At 36.6% G+C, this 20,346-nt stretch carries 17 protein-coding genes; 9 read left to right on the top strand and 8 right to left on the bottom strand.

All coding sequences use genetic code 11. The features are described from left to right. Nucleotides 1-320: 320 nt before the first annotated feature. The gene (locus tag Q0Q99_RS10495; protein ID WP_293895434.1) at nt 321-2,825 is read right to left on the bottom strand and encodes a TonB-dependent receptor; all 2,505 of its coding nucleotides are present in this window, start codon (nt 2,823-2,825) and stop codon (nt 321-323) included. Between the two features lie 81 nt (nt 2,826-2,906). Next, the gene (locus Q0Q99_RS10500) at nt 2,907-3,251 is read right to left on the bottom strand and encodes an ArsC/Spx/MgsR family protein (RefSeq protein WP_293895437.1); all 345 of its coding nucleotides are present in this window, start codon (nt 3,249-3,251) and stop codon (nt 2,907-2,909) included. Nucleotides 3,252-3,314: 63 nt separating this feature from the next. Here Q0Q99_RS10500 and Q0Q99_RS10505 point away from each other — a divergent pair, with 63 nt between their 5' ends. Both Q0Q99_RS10505 and Q0Q99_RS10510 read left to right on the top strand, forming a co-directional pair. Then, nucleotides 3,315-4,265 (top strand): type II CAAX endopeptidase family protein, encoded by a 951-nt coding sequence (locus tag Q0Q99_RS10505; protein ID WP_293895440.1) that lies wholly within the window; start codon nt 3,315-3,317, stop codon nt 4,263-4,265. Continuing rightward, the gene (locus Q0Q99_RS10510) at nt 4,258-5,298 is read left to right on the top strand and encodes an AMP-binding protein (RefSeq protein WP_293895443.1); all 1,041 of its coding nucleotides are present in this window, start codon (nt 4,258-4,260) and stop codon (nt 5,296-5,298) included. The genes Q0Q99_RS10505 and Q0Q99_RS10510 overlap by 8 nt, the downstream gene beginning before the upstream one ends. Before the next feature lie 14 nt (nt 5,299-5,312). Here the strand turns inward: Q0Q99_RS10510 and Q0Q99_RS10515 are convergent, their stop codons facing one another. The 3 genes from Q0Q99_RS10515 to Q0Q99_RS10525 all read right to left on the bottom strand — a co-directional run bounded on the left by Q0Q99_RS10515 (nt 5,313) and on the right by Q0Q99_RS10525 (nt 9,127). Beyond that, on the bottom strand, nt 5,313-5,738 hold the full coding sequence (locus Q0Q99_RS10515) for a DoxX family protein (protein WP_293895446.1): 426 nt from the start codon (nt 5,736-5,738) through the stop codon (nt 5,313-5,315). An 81-nt stretch (nt 5,739-5,819) separates the two neighbouring features. Next, a complete protein-coding gene (locus tag Q0Q99_RS10520; RefSeq protein ID WP_293895449.1) occupies nt 5,820-7,445 on the bottom strand; it encodes a M1 family metallopeptidase in 1,626 nt (541 codons plus the stop codon). A gap of 53 nt (nt 7,446-7,498) precedes the next feature. Continuing rightward, nucleotides 7,499-9,127, bottom strand: coding sequence for an acyl-CoA carboxylase subunit beta (locus Q0Q99_RS10525; protein ID WP_293895452.1), 1,629 nt, complete (start codon nt 9,125-9,127; stop codon nt 7,499-7,501). A gap of 170 nt (nt 9,128-9,297) precedes the next feature. Between Q0Q99_RS10525 and Q0Q99_RS10530 the strand changes: the two genes are divergently transcribed. From Q0Q99_RS10530 to Q0Q99_RS10545, 4 genes are all read left to right on the top strand, one after another. Next, the gene (locus Q0Q99_RS10530; RefSeq protein WP_293895455.1) at nt 9,298-9,939 is read left to right on the top strand and encodes a DUF47 domain-containing protein; all 642 of its coding nucleotides are present in this window, start codon (nt 9,298-9,300) and stop codon (nt 9,937-9,939) included. Nucleotides 9,940-9,958: 19 nt separating this feature from the next. After that, nucleotides 9,959-11,314: an inorganic phosphate transporter gene (locus Q0Q99_RS10535; protein ID WP_293895458.1), complete on the top strand. Its 1,356-nt coding sequence runs from the start codon at nt 9,959-9,961 to the stop codon at nt 11,312-11,314. Nucleotides 11,315-11,564: 250 nt separating this feature from the next. Continuing rightward, nucleotides 11,565-12,074, top strand: coding sequence for a hypothetical protein (locus tag Q0Q99_RS10540; RefSeq protein ID WP_293895461.1), 510 nt, complete (start codon nt 11,565-11,567; stop codon nt 12,072-12,074). A 114-nt stretch (nt 12,075-12,188) separates the two neighbouring features. Next, the gene (locus Q0Q99_RS10545) at nt 12,189-12,956 is read left to right on the top strand and encodes a dienelactone hydrolase family protein (RefSeq protein WP_293895464.1); all 768 of its coding nucleotides are present in this window, start codon (nt 12,189-12,191) and stop codon (nt 12,954-12,956) included. Between the two features lie 165 nt (nt 12,957-13,121). Here the strand turns inward: Q0Q99_RS10545 and lpxD are convergent, their stop codons facing one another. Both lpxD and prfB read right to left on the bottom strand, forming a co-directional pair. Beyond that, nucleotides 13,122-14,120 (bottom strand): UDP-3-O-(3-hydroxymyristoyl)glucosamine N-acyltransferase, encoded by a 999-nt coding sequence (lpxD, locus tag Q0Q99_RS10550; RefSeq protein WP_293895466.1) that lies wholly within the window; start codon nt 14,118-14,120, stop codon nt 13,122-13,124. 71 nt (nt 14,121-14,191) lie between these two features. Next, a protein-coding gene (gene prfB / locus Q0Q99_RS10555) for a peptide chain release factor 2 (protein WP_293895469.1) occupies nt 14,192-15,287 on the bottom strand; the annotation gives its coding sequence in 2 pieces (ribosomal slippage) (nt 14,192-15,223 and nt 15,225-15,287; 1,095 coding nt in all). Between the two features lie 168 nt (nt 15,288-15,455). Between prfB and Q0Q99_RS10560 the strand changes: the two genes are divergently transcribed. The 3 genes from Q0Q99_RS10560 (at nt 15,456) to Q0Q99_RS10570 (ending at nt 19,817) form a co-directional block, all read left to right on the top strand. Continuing rightward, nucleotides 15,456-16,481 (top strand): low specificity L-threonine aldolase, encoded by a 1,026-nt coding sequence (locus Q0Q99_RS10560; RefSeq protein ID WP_293895471.1) that lies wholly within the window; start codon nt 15,456-15,458, stop codon nt 16,479-16,481. A gap of 165 nt (nt 16,482-16,646) precedes the next feature. Beyond that, entirely contained in the window at nt 16,647-18,698 is a 2,052-nt protein-coding gene (locus Q0Q99_RS10565) for a S9 family peptidase (RefSeq protein WP_293895474.1), read from the top strand. A 78-nt stretch (nt 18,699-18,776) separates the two neighbouring features. Then, nucleotides 18,777-19,817: a PLP-dependent cysteine synthase family protein gene (locus tag Q0Q99_RS10570; protein ID WP_293895477.1), complete on the top strand. Its 1,041-nt coding sequence runs from the start codon at nt 18,777-18,779 to the stop codon at nt 19,815-19,817. Between the two features lie 71 nt (nt 19,818-19,888). Here Q0Q99_RS10570 and Q0Q99_RS10575 read toward each other — a convergent pair whose 3' ends face one another. After that, nucleotides 19,889-20,308 carry a hypothetical protein gene (locus tag Q0Q99_RS10575; protein ID WP_293895480.1) on the bottom strand — a complete coding sequence of 140 codons (420 nt, stop codon included), beginning with the start codon at nt 20,306-20,308 and terminating at the stop codon, nt 19,889-19,891. Nucleotides 20,309-20,346 lie beyond the last annotated feature (38 nt).

Consider the following 20,346-nt stretch of genomic DNA (forward strand, 5'->3'; position numbering starts at 1 on the left):
AAAAGGAAATCAACAAGATGACAATGGTGATTTTCCCGGATAATAAAATAAAAAAAGCCTCGAAATTCGGGGCTTTTTTTAAACAAAAAGTTTAAATTTAAACTGTTTGTCCTGCGTCTCTCTTTGCTTTTCTTTCCTGCAATAATTCCTTAACGCCTCCAAAGATCCAATAAGGAACAACAAAGGTAATTAAGAACATCATCAACCAAAAACCAATGGTTAAGATGGATAAGAAAGCCAAGAAAGACGCAGGACAAACAGTTTAAATTTAAACTTTTTGTTTAAAAAAAGCCCCGAATTTCGAGGCTTTTTTTATTTTATTATCCGGGAAAATCACCATTGTCATCTTGTTGATTTCCTTTTTGTTTCTTGTCTTTATCTTTGTCGTTTGTTTTTAGTTTGTTAAATCTGTACGTAAACGAAAGATTGATTTGACGTTGTCTCCATTGTTGTTCACTATAAGAATTTAATCTTGCCAAATGCGTTTCATTGATTCTTCTTCTGGAATTGAAAACATCATTCACGTTTAAGGCGATGGTTGCCTTGTCTTTCAAAATATCTTTACTGAACGCTAAATTAGCACTCAAAACGCCAAGGCTTCTACCTTGCGCATTACTTTGCGGCGCATTATATGTCGCATTAGTTTGCCAATCAATTTTATAAGGCAATGCTATTTTTGAAGACACTCGGGTAAACCAACTTGCGGCTGTATTGTCAAAATTTTCATTGATTACTTCTCCGGTATTTTCTAGTGTATATGAGTAATCACCATTTATTTTACTTTGGAAAAAGTTGAAGTTTCCGTTTAATTTCCACCATTTGTATGGTGTGTAATTTACATTAAATTCAAATCCGAAACGATCTTCGCGAGCCAAGTTGATAGGTGTTGATAAAATTACCGGCGTTACAATTGTTACTCCATCAACAACAGTAGTTACAGATTCTCCGTTTGGTCTTCGGATGAATTGAAAAACATCATTGGTTCTATTAAAATACATTGACGTGCTAAACGTTACTTTGTTCCATTTGTTCATATAACCAATATCAACAGCATCCGTAAGCGATGGATTGATGTCCGGATTTCCCTGGAAAATATTTACGTTACTCGAATAATTCGAAAACGGATTGATAAATCGGGAACGAGGTCTGGAAATACGCTTACTGTAGTTAAGCGAAATGGTACTGCTCTCCTTTAATTGATAGGTTAGGAAAGCGCTTGGAAATAAGTTGTTGTATTTTTTATTGTTAAAATCATTTGTTGTCAATAGGTTAATATCGATATTGGAATCTTCGTATCTCAACCCTAACAAATAAGAGAACTTATTAATTTTAGAACCAAATTGCGTGTACACCGCATTTATTTTTTCTTTGTAATCTAATTTGTTGGTGTAATTTGAATTCGGAATATAATTTCCGCTTCCGTCAATATCGCCCACATTATAATCAGTAACCAGTTCATTAAAATCGCCTTTGTAACCTGCTTCAAACTGACTGTTTTTACCAATAGGCAGCACATAATCGGATTGAATTAAATTTCTGCTTTGTGTTTGAAAATTCTTTGATGATTCTTTGGTCGCCATAGTTTCTTGTCCCACTACAAAATCGGTTATGGTCGAAGAATCGTTATCTAAATTCTTCGAAGACGAAATGTCGACAGTTAGTTTATGACCGTCTTTCTTAAATTTTTTGGTAAAATTAGTCGAATACTCAATATCCTGCGTTCTTGTAAACTGATCGTTATACCTGTTACGAACAAAATCGTTACTGCTAACAGGAAAATAATTGTATAAAAAAACATTATCCGGATTGGAGCCGTCATTTTTTCTGTAATTAAAAGAGTTCGTCCATGTTAAGGTTTTGTCCAAATACCAATCTACACCAATGGTATAATTAAAGCCTTTCCTGCCTCTTTCTCTGGCGCTTCTTTCGTTTATCGTTTTTTGGATGCTGCCATCAGGATTTAAATAATCGGTATCCGTTTTCGATTTTCCCGGTGCTTTGCTATCATTGTATCCTAATGTTGAGAATAGATTGAAGTTTTCGCTTTTGAAATTTACATTCGTTACTAAGCCATAATTTCTCGGATTACCAACGGTACCAATGATAGTTCCGTTGATTCCTTGATTTTTTCCTTTTTTTAATAAAATATTAATTATTCCGCCACCGCCTTCAGCATCATAACGTGCGGATGGATTGGTAATCACTTCAATTTTATCTAAAGCATCCGCGGAAATTGTTCTTAGTGCATCAGCAATGTTAATCGCATTTGATGGTCTTCCGTCAATGAGTATTTTTACATTATCATTGCCCCGCAAAGCTACATTTCCTTCAGCATCAACAGTAACCGAAGGCACATTGTCCAATACATCACTGGCAGTTCCGCCTTTTACAATCATATCCTGGCCAACATTGTAAACTTTTTTGTCGAGTTTTATTTCAACAGTAGTCTTTTCGGCACGAACTATTACTTCGTTTAATTGGGTAGCGTCTTCTTCCAAACCTATTGTTCCCAGATTTGTAGATTCTGTTAATTGTTTTTGGGTGATAGTTGTTGGTTTAAAAGAGATGAATTCCAAAGTAATATCATAAATTCCAGGAACAATATCGATGCTGTAATCTCCTTTATTATTGGTAATTCCGCCAAAAATCAGTTTTGGATTTTTACTGTTTTTTAAAGTTATGGTTGCGTATTCAAGCGGAAGTTTACTTGTCTTTTCAATGATTTTCCCAGTGATGGCAATCTTGGCCCGTTCAGTTTTTTCTTGTCCGAAAACAGTAATTGAGAGTAATAAAAGTGTAGATAAAAGATAATGAAACTTTTTCATGTAGGCATAAATAGTTAAGCAGTTTAGAGGCCACAAAAATACTGCTTGGATTATGCCTGTTCTCCCAAATCTTTGTTAATTTTATCTAAATAAATCATCCAGTTTGTCTTTATCTCGAGCAATTATTGCATTGTCTACATCAATGATAATAGGTCTTTGTATCAAAATTGGGTATTTTGATAAGGCATTTATGATTTGCGTATTTGTCAAAGATTTGTCTTTATATTTTTCAATCCAAATCGGTTCTTTTTGACGAACAATTTCAATTGGTTTGATTTTCAATTTTTTAAGCAAAACTTTTAATTCGGCAACCGATAACGGATTTTCTAAGTAATTTATGATTTCAAATTCCAGTTGCGATTCTGTTGCGAAAGCCAAACAGTCTCGCGATTTTCCGCATCTTGGATTGTGGAGTATTTGTAACATGTTTTTTTTGCAAAGTAATTGATTTTAGTAGAAAAAAGTTATCTTAGGCGAAACAAAAAAGCTATGTTTTTAGAGAAAGGATTTTTACCTGCAAATAAATTCTGGAAGTATTTAGTGGGCTCTACGATAATTATTATTGCGGCAACTATTGGTCAAATGCCTTTGGCAGTCGCTATTTTGATTAAATCATTCAAAACAGGGAAGCCGTTTCCAAAGACAGAAACCGATATGATGACTTTTTTGTCATTAAATACAACCTTATTTTTATTGTTGTTTTCTTTCGTGGTTGCTTTTATCTCTATTGTTTTAGTAGTCAGGTATTTCCACAGGCAAGCCTTTTTATCGGTCACGACATCCAGAGAAAAAGTGGATTGGAAAAGGATATTTTTTGCGTTTTCGTTGTGGGGACTTTTTACGGTTGCTTCCACATTAATAATGTTCTACAGCAGTCCTGAATCTTTTATTTTAAATTTTAAACCAATTCCATTTTTAATACTAGCGATTATTGGCATTCTTTTAATACCAGTTCAAACCAGCACCGAAGAATATGTTTTTAGAGGCTATTTGATGCAGGGATTTGCAGTTTTGGCTAAAAACAGGTGGTTTCCTTTGGTGATGACTTCGGTTATTTTTGGAACGATGCATATTGCCAATCCCGAAGTTGAAAAAATGGGTTATATTGTTCTGGTATATTATATTGGAACAGGCTTTTTCCTCGGAATTATTACGCTGATGGATGAAGGAATGGAATTGGCTCTTGGATTTCATGCAGCGAATAATTTAATGACAGCCTTATTGGTAACTTCAAATTGGTCTGCTTTTCAAACCAATTCTATATTTAAGGATGTTTCGTCACCATCAGCCGGATTTGAAATTTTGGTGCCAATCTTTATTATTTTTCCAATGCTGTTATTTATCTTTAGTAAAAAATACAACTGGTCAAACTGGAAAGAAAAACTAACCGGAAAAATTGAAGTGCACAAACCAATCACAAACGTTGAAGAATATGAGTAATCCAACCTATGAAAACGTACACAATTTATTTAAGCTGAGCGGATTTCATCTCGACAGGGAAGACTTATGCCGTGTGGCATATAGTTTTATTAAAGAAGGAGAAGATTTTGAAAAGCCGGTCGGCGATTTCCTTTTAGATTGGTTTGATAGTAAAAATTTTATAGAAATGGAAACTTCGGGTACAACCGGAACTCCAAAGAGGATTTCTGTAAGCAAACAAGCCATGGTTGATTCCGCATTGGCAACGGGCGATTTTTTTGATTTGCAACCTGGAGATAAAGCACTGCAATGTTTACCCGTAAAATATGTAGCCGGAAAAATGATGTTGGTTCGGGCTATGATTTTAGGGCTAGATTTAGAGTTTGTGGCTCCAAGTTCACATCCATTAGACAACAACGAAATTGATTTTGATTTTGTGGCAATGGTACCTTTGCAGGCGCAAAATTCAATCCCTGAATTAAAGAAAGTAAAGAAATTGATTGTTGGTGGTGCAGCCGTAAATAAAACATTGGAAAAACAATTACAAAAATTGCCAACTCAAGTTTATGAAACTTATGGTATGACAGAAACGATTACACATATTGCAGCCAGGAAACTAGGGGAAAAAGCATTTACCGTTCTGCCTTATGTTACAATCTCGTATGATGATAGAAACTGTTTGGTTATCCATGCCCCAAGAATTTCAGATGAAGTTATTATCACTAATGATATTGTTGAATTGGTCAATGAAAATCAATTTATTTTCCTTGGCAGAATGGATAACGTTATCAACAGTGGTGGGATTAAATTAATTCCGGAGCAAATTGAAGAGAAGTTAGCCAGCAAAATTCACCAACGCTTTTTTATTGCATCAAAATCAGATAATGAATTAGGGGAGAAAGTAGTATTGGTTATTGAAGGTGAAAAACAGGAATTGGATGATTCAATTTATGAAGCTCTGGATAAATATGAAAAACCAAAAGAACTTGTTTTTGTTCCTAAGTTTAAAGAAACTACAACCGGAAAAATTTTGCGGAAAGAAACATTCCAATAATAAAAGCATCTATCTTATTTTTCCATTTTGAAATAGTAATCTGCTGAATGTTTTCCGCTACCATAGACGGTATAAAAGGTACTTACTGCCAAAGTTACTAATGAAATAATTAAATTGACTACATTCATTTCTCCAACAAAATTTATTAAGACCGCACCAATGAGAATTGGCAATTGTGCTATTAATGCCCAACGTGTCAACAATCCGAAAACAATCATAATGCCACCCATAATGTGAGCTGCAGCAATATAATGGAAGGTTAACATACCGCCCATGAAATTACTTACGGGAGCAATTACATCTTCAAAGTCCCGACTATTGCTGACGAAGTAGCCTCCTTTATAAATTAAAAAAATGCCTAAAATAATTCTGCCGGCGTCGAACCAAATAGTAGAATGTGCATTTGCCCATTTGTTCAAACTTTTCACTGAAGTATCCATAATAACATAGTTTAAAATTTAGTCTAAAATACTAATTTTTAATTATATATAAAAGATTCCAACAATAAAGTTGTGGGTGTGTTAATTAACATTGATAAAAAAATCATTGGTCAGAACTTCTACATCTTTGGTTTTACTGATATTGTATTTAGTATTATGCCAGGTATTTGTTGGATAAAGGCGAATTTTTTTTCCTTTAACTTTAATGTCCACAGGCATATTGAATTTAGCTTCCTCTGTTTTCCACCGAACCACTAATTTTCCTTTGGTTTTTTTCCATTCCAATTTTGGAATAGCGGCATATCTAAGATACTGATTAAAAACAGGCGTGAGATTCATTCCAGTTTCGGCACTAAAAAAGTTGACAACAGTTTCGGTATCAATTATTTTATAATGGAAAGTTTTAGAGTATTTTAATAACATTTCCCACCATTTATCATCATTGTTTACAACATGTCTTAGTGTGTTTAACATCAAAGCTCCTTTGTCATACATATCTCCGGAACCTTCTTTATTAACTCCATAAGGACCAATAATTGGTTTGTCATTATCAACATTATTTTTCAAACCGTTTATGTATTGTTGCCCTTTATCATAACCATATTGACATTCAACAAAAACAGATTCACTGTAAGTTGTAAAGCCTTCGTGAATCCACATATCTGCAGAATCTTTTGAAGTAATGCTATTGCCAAACCATTCGTGCCCACTTTCGTGAATAATAATGTAGTCGAAAAGCAACCCAATTCCGGTTCCGGATCTATCGGTTCCCAAATAACCATTTACATATTTATTCCCGTAAGCCACAGCACTTTGATGTTCCATACCTAAATAAGGAGTTTCCACCAATTTGTACCCGTCATTGAAAAAAGGATATTTTCCAAATTTAGTTTGAAAGCAATCCATCATCGGTTTTACCTGCGCAAAGTGGATTCTGGCTGCAGTTTCATTATCACGGAGAACATAATAATCCAAATCCAGGCCCTTATAATTTTCGTGAATGTTCACATAATCGCCAATGCTAACGTTAATGGAATAGGTATTTATCGGATTGTTAACTTCCCAATCCCAGCGTGTATAGCCATTTTTTAAATCTTCGCTACCTGTCAATCTTCCATTGGATACATTCATCAAACCATTAGGAACTGCCACTTTAATTGTAGTGCCAAAATCAGGCTCGTCGGTTTGAGAATCTTTGCATGGATACCACAAACTGGCTCCGGTTCCCTGACAAGCTACACCAATCCAAGGTTTTCTTTGACTGTCTTGAGTAAATACAAAACCTCCATCCCAAGGAGCATTTCTGGCAATTATGGGTTTTCCGGAATAATAAAATCTAATAATTTTTCCTTTATTTCCAATGCTCTGTAATACTTCTGGGAAATCAATAAACACCGCATTGAATTCCCTTTTATAGGTGAGTCTTTTAGAATTATAGATAATGGAATCTACTTTCATATTATCAAATAAATCTACTTGAATAACATCGCTTTTTCCCTCCATTCCGAAAGTGATTTCGTTATAACCTACAATCGATTTGTCTTCAGGATTGATTTTGATATTCAAATCATAATGCACCACATCATAACAAGTTCTTTCGGGACGTAAACCACCCTGAAGCGAGTCTTTACGCGTAGTTGTTTCTTGTGCTATGAGGTTCTGGAAACCAATAAAAGTGATGCAAAGGAGCAGGATTTTGTTCATCATATAAGAATAGAATCTAGAGCATAGTAGGTTTGATTTGGATTTTGTTACGATTATCAAACCTGGATCACACCCAAATTAAATTTCTTTTCAATAGGTGAGTGGTTTGCAGCTTCGATTCCCATTGAAATCCAAGTGCGTGTTTCTAAAGGATCAATAATCGCATCTGTCCATAATCGAGCAGCAGCATAATACGGAGAAACCTGTGCATCGTAGCGTGCTTTAATTTTGTTAAATAATTCTTGTTCTGCTTTTTCGTCCACAGTTTCGCCTTTGGCTTTTAGAGAAGATGCTTCTATTTGTGCCAATACTTTAGCGGCTTGTGTTCCGCCCATAACGGCTAGTTCGGCACTTGGCCAAGCGAATATTAATCGAGGATCATACGCTTTTCCACACATGGCATAATTTCCGGCACCATACGAATTACCAACAATAACCGTAAATTTTGGTACAACCGAATTAGAAACAGCATTCACCATCTTGGCGCCGTCTTTAATAATTCCGCCATGTTCTGATTTGCTTCCAACCATAAAACCGGTAACATCCTGTACAAAAACCAATGGTATTTTCTTTTGGTTACAATTGGCAATAAAACGTGTGGCTTTATCTGCAGAATCAGAATAAATCACACCGCCAAATTGGATTTCGCCTTTTTTAGTTTTAGAAACAGTTCGTTGATTAGCAATTATTCCCACCGCCCAACCGTCTATTCGGGCATAACAAGTGATAATGGATTTCCCATAATCGGGTTTGTACATATCCATTTCTGAATTGTCAACCAAACGTTTTATGATTTCCATCATATCATATTGATCTGTTCTTGATTTTGGAATAATTCCATAAATATCACTTTCTGGCAATGCGGGTTTTTGAGGAGTTTCCCTATTGAAACCCGCTTTTTCGTAATCACCAATCTTGCCTACAATACTTTTAATTCTATCCAAAGCATCTTTATCGTCTTTGGCTTTATAATCGGTAACGCCTGAAATTTCGCAATGTGTTGTTGCTCCACCAAGCGTTTCATTATCTATATTTTCACCAATAGCTGCTTTTACCAGATAACTGCCGGCAAGGAAAATACTTCCGGTTTTATCAACAATCATCGCTTCATCACTCATAATTGGAAGATAAGCGCCACCGGCAACACAACTTCCCATAACTGCCGCAATTTGTGTAATTCCCATACTGCTCATAATGGCGTTGTTTCGAAAGATGCGTCCGAAATGTTCTTTATCAGGAAAAATTTCATCCTGCATTGGCAGATAAACGCCGGCAGAATCAACCAGATAAATTATTGGTAACCGATTTTCCATTGCAATTTCCTGTGCGCGAAGGTTCTTTTTAGCGGTAATCGGAAACCAAGCTCCCGCTTTTACAGTAGCATCATTGGCAACGACAATGCATTGTTTTCCTTTGATGTAACCCATTTTTACCACAACGCCACCGGAAGGGCAGCCGCCATGTTCGGTATACATTCCATCTCCAACAAAAGCGCCAATTTCTATACTTTTAGCTTTGTCATCAAGCAAATAATCAACGCGTTCCCGAGCTGTCATTTTTCCTTCGGAATGAAGTTTTTCGATGCGTTTTGGTCCGCCACCCAGTTTTACTTTGGCAAAATGATTTTTTAAATTGGCTAATAAAAGTTTGTTGTGATCTTCGTTTTTATTGAAGTTGATATCCATGATAGTATATTTGTACTGCGTTTAGTGTGTGCTAAAATACAAAAACGTTTTCAATAAGATAATTTCGATTGATTTGAATTATAAATCAATAAAAAAAGCCATATTTTTGATGAGTTAATATTCACTTAACATTAGAAAAATACATTTGCACCTATATAAATAGAAAAACGATGACTCTTAACAATATTTTCCAGTTTTTGGTTCCAAAGGATAAAAAGTTCTTTCCTTTATTCGAACAGGCTGCGGCAGGTTTGATTTTATTGGCTGAAACACTTCATGAAGCTGTTAATGCACCAAAGGCAGAGAGAGAAGAATATTTTAGGAGAATAGAAGAACTAGAAGCAGAAATTGAAGAGATTACACATAAAACCCATTTGGAATTAAGCAGAAATTTCATCACGCCTTTTGACAGAGAAGATATTCACTCGTTGATAAAAGCTATGGATAATGTTGCCGATAATATGCATGGCGCTGCCAGCAGAATGCGTTTGTATCAGGTAGAGAAAATCACCAAATCAATCCGTAAATTAACTGAAATTAACCTGGAAGCTTGTCAATTAATTGGTATTGGTATTAAGGAATTGAAAGAGATGAATCATAAAAATATAAAAGATACCTGCAAAAAAATAAACAAATTAGAAAGTAAGGCAGATTCGGTATTTGATAAAGCCGTTGCCGACATTTTTGAAAATGAAACCGATGCTAAAAACGTTATCAAATATAAAGAAGTGCTTTCTGCATTGGAAATGGCATCAGATAAATGTAAAAGTGTTTCCAACGTAATGGAACAGATTTCAGTTAAACACTCTTAATATAATCGATTAGGAAATTATGACTTTACTAATTGTAATTATAGTTCTTGCCTTAATATTTGATTACATTAATGGTTTTCACGATGCCGCTAACTCGATTGCGACTATTGTTGCCACAAAAGTACTGACGCCATTTCAGGCTGTATTGTGGGCCGCTTTTTTTAACTTTTTAGCGTATTGGGTTTTTGGTTTTGGTGTTGCCGATACTGTTGCCAAAACAGCGAAAACCGATAGTATTAACCTCACGGTTATATTAGCCGGAGTTGTTGCTGCTATTATTTGGAATTTAATGACTTGGTGGAAGGGAATTCCATCTTCGTCTTCACATACTTTGATTGGCGGTTTTGCAGGAGCAGCATTAGCTCATGCAATTTCACTTCATGGGTTTTCTGATTATTTCGTGGTAGAAGATGGTGTGCAGGTCACAAAGCATTGGTATAATATTGTCAATTGGTACAAACCCGGAGAGGACGGAAGTTTGCCTTCCGGCGTGTCAATAATTATAGCTTTTATAGTATTGGCTCCATTGCTGGGAATGTTAATTTCCTATTTTGTTTCGCTTTGGCTCATGTATTCTTCCAAAAAAAGCATTTATCCCAAACTATTTACCGTATTCTTAATGCTATTGGTAGCCTGGTTTTTGTCAACCGTTTTGGTGGGTTATGATGATATAAAAAAACCGCGGTTTGAGGGCCATTTTTGGAGCGTAATTTTTGAACCTTCCAATATCAAATGGTCATTAGTGGCAATCATCTTTTTTAGTATAGCTATATTCAATTTGGTGTTTAGTAGTTTTTCGACAGCAAAGGCAGAAAAGATCCTCAGGAGAATGCAGTTATTATCTTCAGCTTCTTTCAGTTTGGGCCATGGCGGAAATGATTCACAAAAGGTTATGGGAATAATCGCAGCCGCTGTAGCGGTTTACTTAAATACACATCCCAATACTAATATGTCTTTTGGATGGTTAGACTTGGATGTGGTATTACCTTCAGAAAAAAATGGTATTAAGATAGATGGGAAAATGCCTTCCTGGATTCCGCTGACATGTTACACTGTTATCGCCTTGGGGACCTTGAGCGGTGGATGGAAGATTGTAAAAACCATGGGTTCAAAAATCACAAAAGTAACTGCCTTTGAAGGAGTTGTAGCCGAATCTGCAGGAGCCCTGACCTTATTTATTACGGAGCATTTTAAAATTCCGGTATCAACAACGCATACGATAACTGGTTCCATTATTGGAGTAGGCGTTACCAAGAGGGTTTCCGCCGTCCGATGGGGAGTTACAGTTAAACTCCTATGGGCATGGGTTTTGACCATTCCTGTTTCGGCAATAATAGCAGGACTAACATATCACTTCCTGAAAATATTTATATAAATACATACAATTAAAGCTAAACTCCTATTGAATCTTCATTAGGAGTTTTTTTTTGTTATTTTTTATCGATTTTCTTAAGTCTATTAATAACAGGGCTTGGCAGGTTTTCAATGTTAAGTTTTTCGCTGAATTGAAAACTTAACATTGGCGAATTACTTTAAAGAGTATTTTTGTTAACATAAAATTTACATCAAATTAACATCAAATTAACATCAAATTAACATAAAGCTTAACTAAACAAAAAATTATTATGATAAAGAGAAGAGTAGTCGCAAACAAACCGACGGTTGCGGAAGAAAATAAAAAGCCATCAATAATTGAACCCACCGATTCTAAGCCTGAAACTGCAGTCACGGAAGCAAACGAATCAGACGCTAAACCAAAAGTAACACCAAGACGTTCAAGAACAAATACCGCAACATCCACGCGCACCAGAACAACAACTGCAAAACCAGAAGTAAAAAAAGAAGTTAAACCGGAAGCAATAGTAGCTATTCCTTCCAATGAAGAAAATGTGCAAAGTATGAAAGATTCGGACAAAGAAAAAGCCAAAAAAGCAAAGGCAAAAGAAAAAGAAAAAAAGGATAAGGCCAAGAAAAAGGAAAAGGCTAAAAAAGAAAAACAAAAAGCGAAAGACAAGGAAAAGAAACAAAAATCCAAAAAGAAAAAAGCTGAAAAGGCGAAAAAGCAAAAAGATAAAGCAAAATCCAAAAAGAAGGATAAAGCAAAGAAAAAATCAAAATCCAAAAAGAAAAAATAATATTCTTTAAAATCAGACCGATAGTTAGCTATCGGTTTTTTTATTTAATACCCAATTAACAATTTTAACTGTTTTAATTTTTTACTTTTATTGATTACATTAACAACTATAACCATGAAAAATAAAATCACTTACCTATTTGTTTTTACCATGATTGTTTCTCACTCTTTCGCTCAACCAACGGCAGTCGAATACAACGACGGCAATCAGGTATTAAGCGGATTATCCATAAAGCCTGCAAAACAGTTAAAAAATAAACCGGGGGTTTTAATCCTTCCTGCGTGGATGGGAATTCAAAACCATGAAAAAGAAGTTGCCTACAAGTTAGCAGAATTAGGTTATCAATCGTTTATAGCGGATATTTATGGTATTGACAAACGTCCATTAAATTATAACGAAGCTGGAAAAAAAGCAGGTTATTTTAAAAAAAACATAAAAGAATATGAAAGCAGAATTCAATTGGCTTTAGATCAATTGATAAAGCAAGGCGCCAATCCCGATGAAATAGTAGTCATAGGATATTGCTTCGGTGGCACTGGTGCCGTAGAAGCAGCGCGAACCAATAAGAATGTGAAAGGCATTGTTTCGTTTCATGGTGGCTTGGGTCGCGATGAAACCAGAACCATAGATTTGATTTCTCCCAAAGTTTTAATACTTCACGGTGCCGACGATCCTTACGAATCAAAAGAAGAGATTGAAAAATTCCAAAACGAGATGCGGACAGCCAAAGCCGACTGGCAGATGGTTTATTATGCTAATGCAGTTCACGCCTTTACCGATAAAAGTGTCGGCAATGACAATTCAAAAGGGGCTGCCTACAACGAAAAAGCAGATGAACGTTCGTGGCAGGCACTGCTTGATTTTTTAAAGGAAGTGTTATAAAATACAAAAGTCGATCTGGAGCGATCGACTAGTGCGGTGAGGTGTAACTCCCTTTCGGAATCCTCGATACAAATATAAAATATAATTACGAATTAGGAATTATAAATTACGAATTCTTTTCTGAAAAATTATTTCAAGCCGTAATTCGTAATTCCTAATTCGTAATTATTTACTTCTGTCTTTTGCTAATCTTTTTAAAACAGCCCATTGTTTAAGAGCATCACGGGCATCAACAGCCGGATAACCTAGAACAACTTTTCCGGCTTCAACATCTGCTGCTACTCCGGAACCCGCACCAACAATAGCGCCGTCGCCAATAGTCAAATGGTCTTTTATGGAAGCGCTTCCGCCAACAATTACGCCGTTTCCTAAGGTTACTGAACCAGCCAGTCCTGAATTTCCTGCCATGATGCAGAATTTACCGAGTTTTGAATTGTGCCCAATTTGTACCAGATTATCAATCTTGCAACCATCACCTAACACTGTTGAACTGAATTTTCCTCGGTCAACACAAGAGTTTGCGCCAATTTCAACATTGTTTCCAATAATAACATTTCCAATTTGTGGAATTTTCACCAAACCTTTTTCCGGGCACGGCCTAAACCCGAAGCCATCCGCACCAATAGTGCAGTTTGGATGCAATATGCAATACGCACCAACATGGCAGCGTTCTCTGATTACCGACCCTGACCAAATAGTGGTGTTCTTACCAATGCTGCATTCGTCAAGTATGGTAACATTAGGATAAATAGTTACGTTTTCTCCTAGTTGAACATTAGGTCCAATATAGCTTCCCGCACCAATTCGTGTTCCGTTTCCAATCGTTGCCGATTTATCAACTATCGCTGTAGGGTGAATATCCACTTCAAAAACAGGCGGAGCAGGAGCAAAGAGTTCGAGCACCTGAGACATCGCCAAGTCGGCATTCTTAACTTTTATAAAAGCGCGGTTTTCACCAGGTTCAATAGAAATATCCTGATTTACTACAGCAACACAAGCTTTTGAGGTTTGCCAAAATCTTTCGTATTTTTTGTTTCCAATAAAAGAAATTTCGGTTTCCGCTGCCGCCTCCAATTGTTCCGGCGCAGTTATTTTGCAGGAAGTTGTCCCAACAATTTCGCCATGTAATATGTCATTAATTTCCTCAATTGAATATGAATTCATAATTTTTCGATTTTAATAGGGTACCAAATAAATGAAATCGAATCTGAATTTCCTAAAAAAGATAGTTAAAACTACTCTTCTTTTTGCCCCATCATCATCAGATAGGCTTTCAGAAATTTATCAATATTTCCGTTCATAACGCCATCAACATCGCTGGTTTCGTGACCCGTACGTACATCTTTAACCAGTTTGTAAGGCTGCATAACATAGTTTCGTATTTGCGAACCCCATTCTATTTTCATCTTTCCGGCTTCAATGTCGGCGCGTTGGGCCTGCTGTTTTTTTAATTCAATTTCGTACAATTGGGAACGCAGCATTTGCATAGCCCGTTGCCTATTATCCTGCTGCGAACGTGTTTCCGAACACTGAACCTGAATCCCAGTTGGTTTATGAACCAACTGCACTTTAGTCTCAACCTTATTTACATTCTGCCCACCGGCACCACTAGAACGTGAAGTCGTGATTTCAATATCTGCTGGATTAATGTCAATTTCAATGCTGTCATCAACCAATGGATACACATAAACCGAAGCAAACGAAGTGTGGCGTTTGGCATTGCTGTCAAAAGGAGAAATACGCACTAATCGATGCACACCGTTTTCTCCTTTTAAATACCCAAAAGAATATTCGCCTTCAAACTCCAATGTCACCGTCTTTATTCCGGCTACGTCACCTTCCTGAAAGTTAAGTTCCTTGATTTTATAACCTTCTTTTTCTCCCCACATCATATACATCCGCATCAGCATCGAAGCCCAATCGCAACTTTCTGTTCCGCCGGCACCGGCAGTTATTTGAACAACTGCGCTCAATTTATCTCCTTCGTCAGAAAGCATATTTCTGAATTCTAAGTTTTCGATATGTGTATTGGTAAGCTCAAAATGAGAGTCGAGTTCTTCTTCGGTAGCATCGCCATCTTTAAAGAACTCATAAATAATCTGAAGTTCTTCGGCCATAGCATTGCCTTTTTCAAAATCTTCTACCCATTTCTTCTTGGAACGCAAAGCCTGAACAATAGCTTCTGCTTCTTTTGGGTTGTTCCAAAAATCGGGAGCAAAAGTTTTTTCCTCTTCGTTAGTAATTTCTATAAGCTTGGCATCAATGTCAAAGATACCTCCTCAACGCACCAAGGCGCTCCACAATACCTTTAATTTGTTCGGTATTTGTCATAAATAGTGTAGTTTTGTGTTTTGTTATTTGAAGCTATTCCCGCTATCCGTTGCAATCTGTCATTGCGAGGCACGAAGCAATCTAATCATGATTGTCTTTCGCAATGCCAGGATTTTCACTGTTATCGGGGCTAGGAATTCACCACAAAAATAGACTAATATTCTTTATATGGAAATAAATTTAATCAGCGATACCGTTACCAAACCTTCTACCGAAATGCTTCAGGCGATGTTCAGTGCCAAAGTAGGCGACGACGTATTCAAACAAGATCCAACCGTAATCGAATTCGAGCGCATCGTTGCCGATTTATTCGGAATGGAAGCCGCCATGTTTTTTCCAACAGGAACTATGGCAAACCAAACAGCGATTAAATTAAATACCAATCCCGGAGACCAGATTATTTGTGATAAATGGTCGCATATTCATTTGTATGAGGCGGGTGGAGCTTCTGCTAATAGTGGTGTAAACTTCAATTTATTGGACGGAAACCGCGGAATGATTACTGCAGAGCAGGTTAAAGAAGGCATTAATGACCCCGAGTTTTATCACGTTCCGCTATCAAAAATGGTTGGGATTGAAAACACTACCAATAAAGGTGGCGGTGCCTGTTATGAAATTGAAGAATTGAGGAAGATAAAGCAGGTTTGCAAAGACCATAACCTTAAATACCATCTTGATGGTGCGCGTTTGTGGAATGCATTGATTGCCAAAAAGCAGCAGCCAAAGCAATTCGGAGAATTATTCGATACTATTTCGGTTTGTTTCTCTAAAGGATTGGGAGCGCCAATTGGTTCCGTTTTACTTTCCGATGCCGAAACAATACATCGTGCTTTGCGTATCCGAAAAATATTTGGCGGTAACCTTCGCCAGTCGGGTTATTTGGCCGCAGCCGGAATCTATGCGTTGCAAAACAACATCAACAGGCTGGAAGAAGACCACCGCAGGGCAAAAGAATTAGGAAGTCAGTTGGCACAATGTTTTTGGGTTGCTATTGTGGAACCTGTAGAAACAAATATTGTGGTATTCTCAGCCCAACCCCATATTAAGGATCAGGAAGTTATAAAAAAACTAAAACAAAAAGGCATTTCGATTAGTTTGTTAGCCAAAGGTAAACTGCGTATCGTTACGCATCTCGATTACCGCCAGGTGATGCATGAATATGTATTGGAAGCTTTAGAAAAGTTAACATTTTAAATCTTATTTCCTTATCCTTTAAAGGTAATTTTTTTCACATAAAACACTCATGAGTAACGTTTCAGTGGATCAGTGTTATGTTAACTTCTAAGTGCATAACTTCTTGAAACATCTAAAACTCACGCTTACATAATACTTATTTTTGTATTGATAAAACGACTGTAAATGCCAAAATCACCGATTGCCAAAATAATTCCACACACTTTGGAAGAACACGGTCATGTTCGCACCGATAACTATTATTGGCTAAATGACCGGGGAAATCCGGAGGTAATTGATTATTTAAATCAGGAAAACGATTACTACCAGCAATCAACTGACCATACCAAAGCTTTTCAGAACGACTTATTTGAAGAAATGAAAGCCCGAATTAAGGAAGATGATGAGTCGGTTCCTTATTTTTACAATGGTTATTACTATATAACGCGTTTTGAAAAAGGAAAGGATTACCCTATTCATTCGCGAAAAAAAGGAAGTCTTGAAGCCAAGGAAGAAATCTTATTTGATTGCAATGAGTTGGCAAAAGGGCATGCTTATTTTAATCTGTCGGGTTTGAGTATCAGCGAAGACAATACAATGGTGGCATTTGGGATAGATACAGTTTCAAGAAGACAATATAGTATCCAAATTAAGAATTTAGTTTCGGGCGAAATCCTTCCTATAAAGTTAGAAAATACCACGGGCGGTTCTACCTGGGCAAGCGATGACAAAACGCTGTTTTATTCCCGAAAGGATGAAGTAACACTTCGTTCCGATAAAATATACAAGCATAAACTTGGCACCGCTGCTGATAAAGACACTTTAGTTTATTTTGAAAAAGATGAAACATTTGACGTTTCGGTTTACAAATCAAAGTCAAAAAAGTATCTGATTATCCATTCGGGTAGTACGATGACCAGCGAATACCAAACGGTTTTGTCGGCTACTCCGGACGCCAAATTTAAAGTTTTTCAAAAAAGAACCCGTGGCCTGGAATATTCTGTTTCGCATTATGGGGAGCATTTTTACATTCTGACCAACAAAGACAAGGCCACCAATTTCAAACTGATGAAGACGCATGAAGACGCAACATCAAAGGAAAATTGGGTTGATCTTATTGTGGATCGAGACGATGTGTTGCTGGAAGATATTGATATTTTTAAAGATTATCTTGTTGTTACGGAACGCTTCGATGGGTTGAACCATATACGTATAATGCCGTGGAGTGGGAAAGGCGAGTACTATCTGCCTTTTGACAGCGAAACCTACATGGCATATACCACAACCAATCTCGATTTTGATACCGAAATACTTCGGTATGGTTATCAATCGCTGGCAACTCCCGCTTCAGTAATTGATTTTAATATGAAGACAAAGGAGAAATCCATACTGAAGGAGCAAGAAGTTTTAGGAGGAAAATTTGATAAGAACAATTATAAAGAAGAGCGCATTTGGGCAACCGTAAAAGACGGTACAAAAGTGCCCATCTCGATAGTTTATACAAAAGAAATTAAAAAAGACGGAAAAAATCCGTTGTTGCTATATGCTTATGGTTCGTATGGTGTGACTATGGATTGCCATTTTTCATCCGTTCGGTTATCATTGTTGGACCGCGGATTTATTTATGCGATAGCGCACATTCGTGGCGGGGAAGATTTAGGAAGACAGTGGTATGAAGACGGAAAGTTGTTGAAAAAGAAAAATACGTTTACGGATTTCATTGATTGTTCTCAGTTTCTAATTGATAAAAAGTACACATCAACCAATCATTTATATGCCGAAGGAGGCTCTGCCGGTGGGCTTTTGATGGGAGTTATTATAAACATGGCACCAAACTTGTATAACGGGGTCGTCGCACAAGTGCCGTTTGTAGATGTTGTTACTACGATGCTAGATGATACAATACCATTAACAACGGGAGAATATGACGAATGGGGAAATCCAAAAGTAAAAAAATATTATAATTATATGCTTTCGTATTCGCCTTATGATAATGTGATTGAACAAGCGTATCCCAACCTGTATATTTCAACAGGTTTACACGATTCTCAGGTACAGTATTGGGAACCAGCGAAATGGGTTGCTAAATTACGGGTTTTGAAAACAAATAATAAGCAATTATATTTGGATACCAATATGGTTGCGGGACATGGTGGTTCATCGGGAAGGTTTGAAGCCATTAAGGAAATCGCCAAAGAGTACAGTTTTTTATTAGATTTAGAAGGAATAAAAAGATAGTTTAAAATATTTTATTAAATTTGCAAAGTTTACAAGCCCGTAAAATTGGCTTCGTAATATGCCTTGACTAGTTTATTTATGAAACAAGATATAAAAGCTCACGATAATGTTTTAAGCCTGATAGGGAATACACCTCTGATTAGACTAAACAAAATCACCGAATCTTTACCAGGAAATTTTTATGCTAAGGTTGAAGCTTTCAACCCGGGACATTCCACCAAAGATAGAATTGCGTTATATATTATTGAAGAGGCCGAAAGACAAGGAATTCTTTCTCCGGGTGATACTATTATTGAAACTACATCGGGAAATACCGGATTTAGCCTTGCAATGGTAAGCATTATCAAAGGATACCACTGTATTTTGGCAGTTAGTTCAAAATCTTCCAAGGATAAAATCGATATGTTGCGCAGCTTAGGCGCAAAAGTATATGTTTGTCCGGCTCACGTTTCTGCAGATGATGAACGTTCTTACTACAATGTAGCCAAGCGTTTGCACGAAGAAACAAAAGGCTCTATCTATATTAATCAATATTTTAACCAATTGAATATTGATGCGCATTATAAGTCGACAGGTCCTGAAATCTGGGAACAAACAAATGGAAAAATTACACACTTAATTGCTTGTAGCGGAACCGGTGGTACCATTTCCGGCGCTGCGAAGTATTTAAAGGAAAAGAATCCAAATATTAGAATTTTAGGTGTTGACGCTTTTGGTTCGGTATTGAAAAAATACCATGAAACCAAAGAGTTTGATGCTGATGAAATCTATCCATACAGAATAGAAGGTTTGGGTAAGAATCTTATCCCTACAGCAACCGACTTCGACTTGATTGATCATTTCATGAAAGTTACCGATGAGGAAAGTGCACATACTACAAGGGAAATCGTCAAAAGAGAGGGATTATTTGTAGGTTACACTTCGGGTGCTGTGATGCAGGCCATCAAACAATATGCAGAAGAAGGAGAATTTACAGAAGAAAGCAATGTTATTGCAATTTTCCCTGATCATGGTTCCCGTTATATGAGCAAAGTATTCAGCGATGACTGGATGAATGAGCAAGGTTTCTTTGACAGCATCAACGCTGAGGAAGTTCAGAAAGTAGAGTTTATAAAGTAGAGTTTATAAAGTAGGCATCAATATTTGTATTAAGATATAAAAAAACCTCCGATAATTTCGGAGGTTTTCTTTTATCTCATCGTTTTGCTAACGTCGTTGTCATCATATTTTGCCTTAAACCGTTTTAGGTTGTCTAGATTGATATCGCCTTTCAGGTCAATTACTTTTTCTTCAAGCAGTAAAGCAATCAGGAAATCCCATTTTCGGTTGCGGAAGGTTTTGGATTGGATAGTTGTATTTTGTTTGGCAAAAACTATTTTCTTTCCGTCGTCAACCTTGCTTTCTGTGTTATTGTTGTCAACAATCATGTTGAGCACTTCTTCTTTGGTGTTGAGTTTGTAAACATACAACTCATTGTTCAGTGATTTTTTGGCAAAGCTGAAAGCAGGTTTATCACTGGAATAAACAACATCATCCTTTAGTTTGATTTCCTGTGCGGTAAGTGAGGCTGTTGTTAAAAGTAGTGCCGCTGTATAAATTAGATATTTCATAGCTTTAGATTTTATATTAGCTAAGATACGAAAAATAA

Source organism: Flavobacterium sp., from assembly GCF_025352425.1.
Taxonomy (GTDB): Bacteria; Bacteroidota; Bacteroidia; order Flavobacteriales; family Flavobacteriaceae; genus Flavobacterium.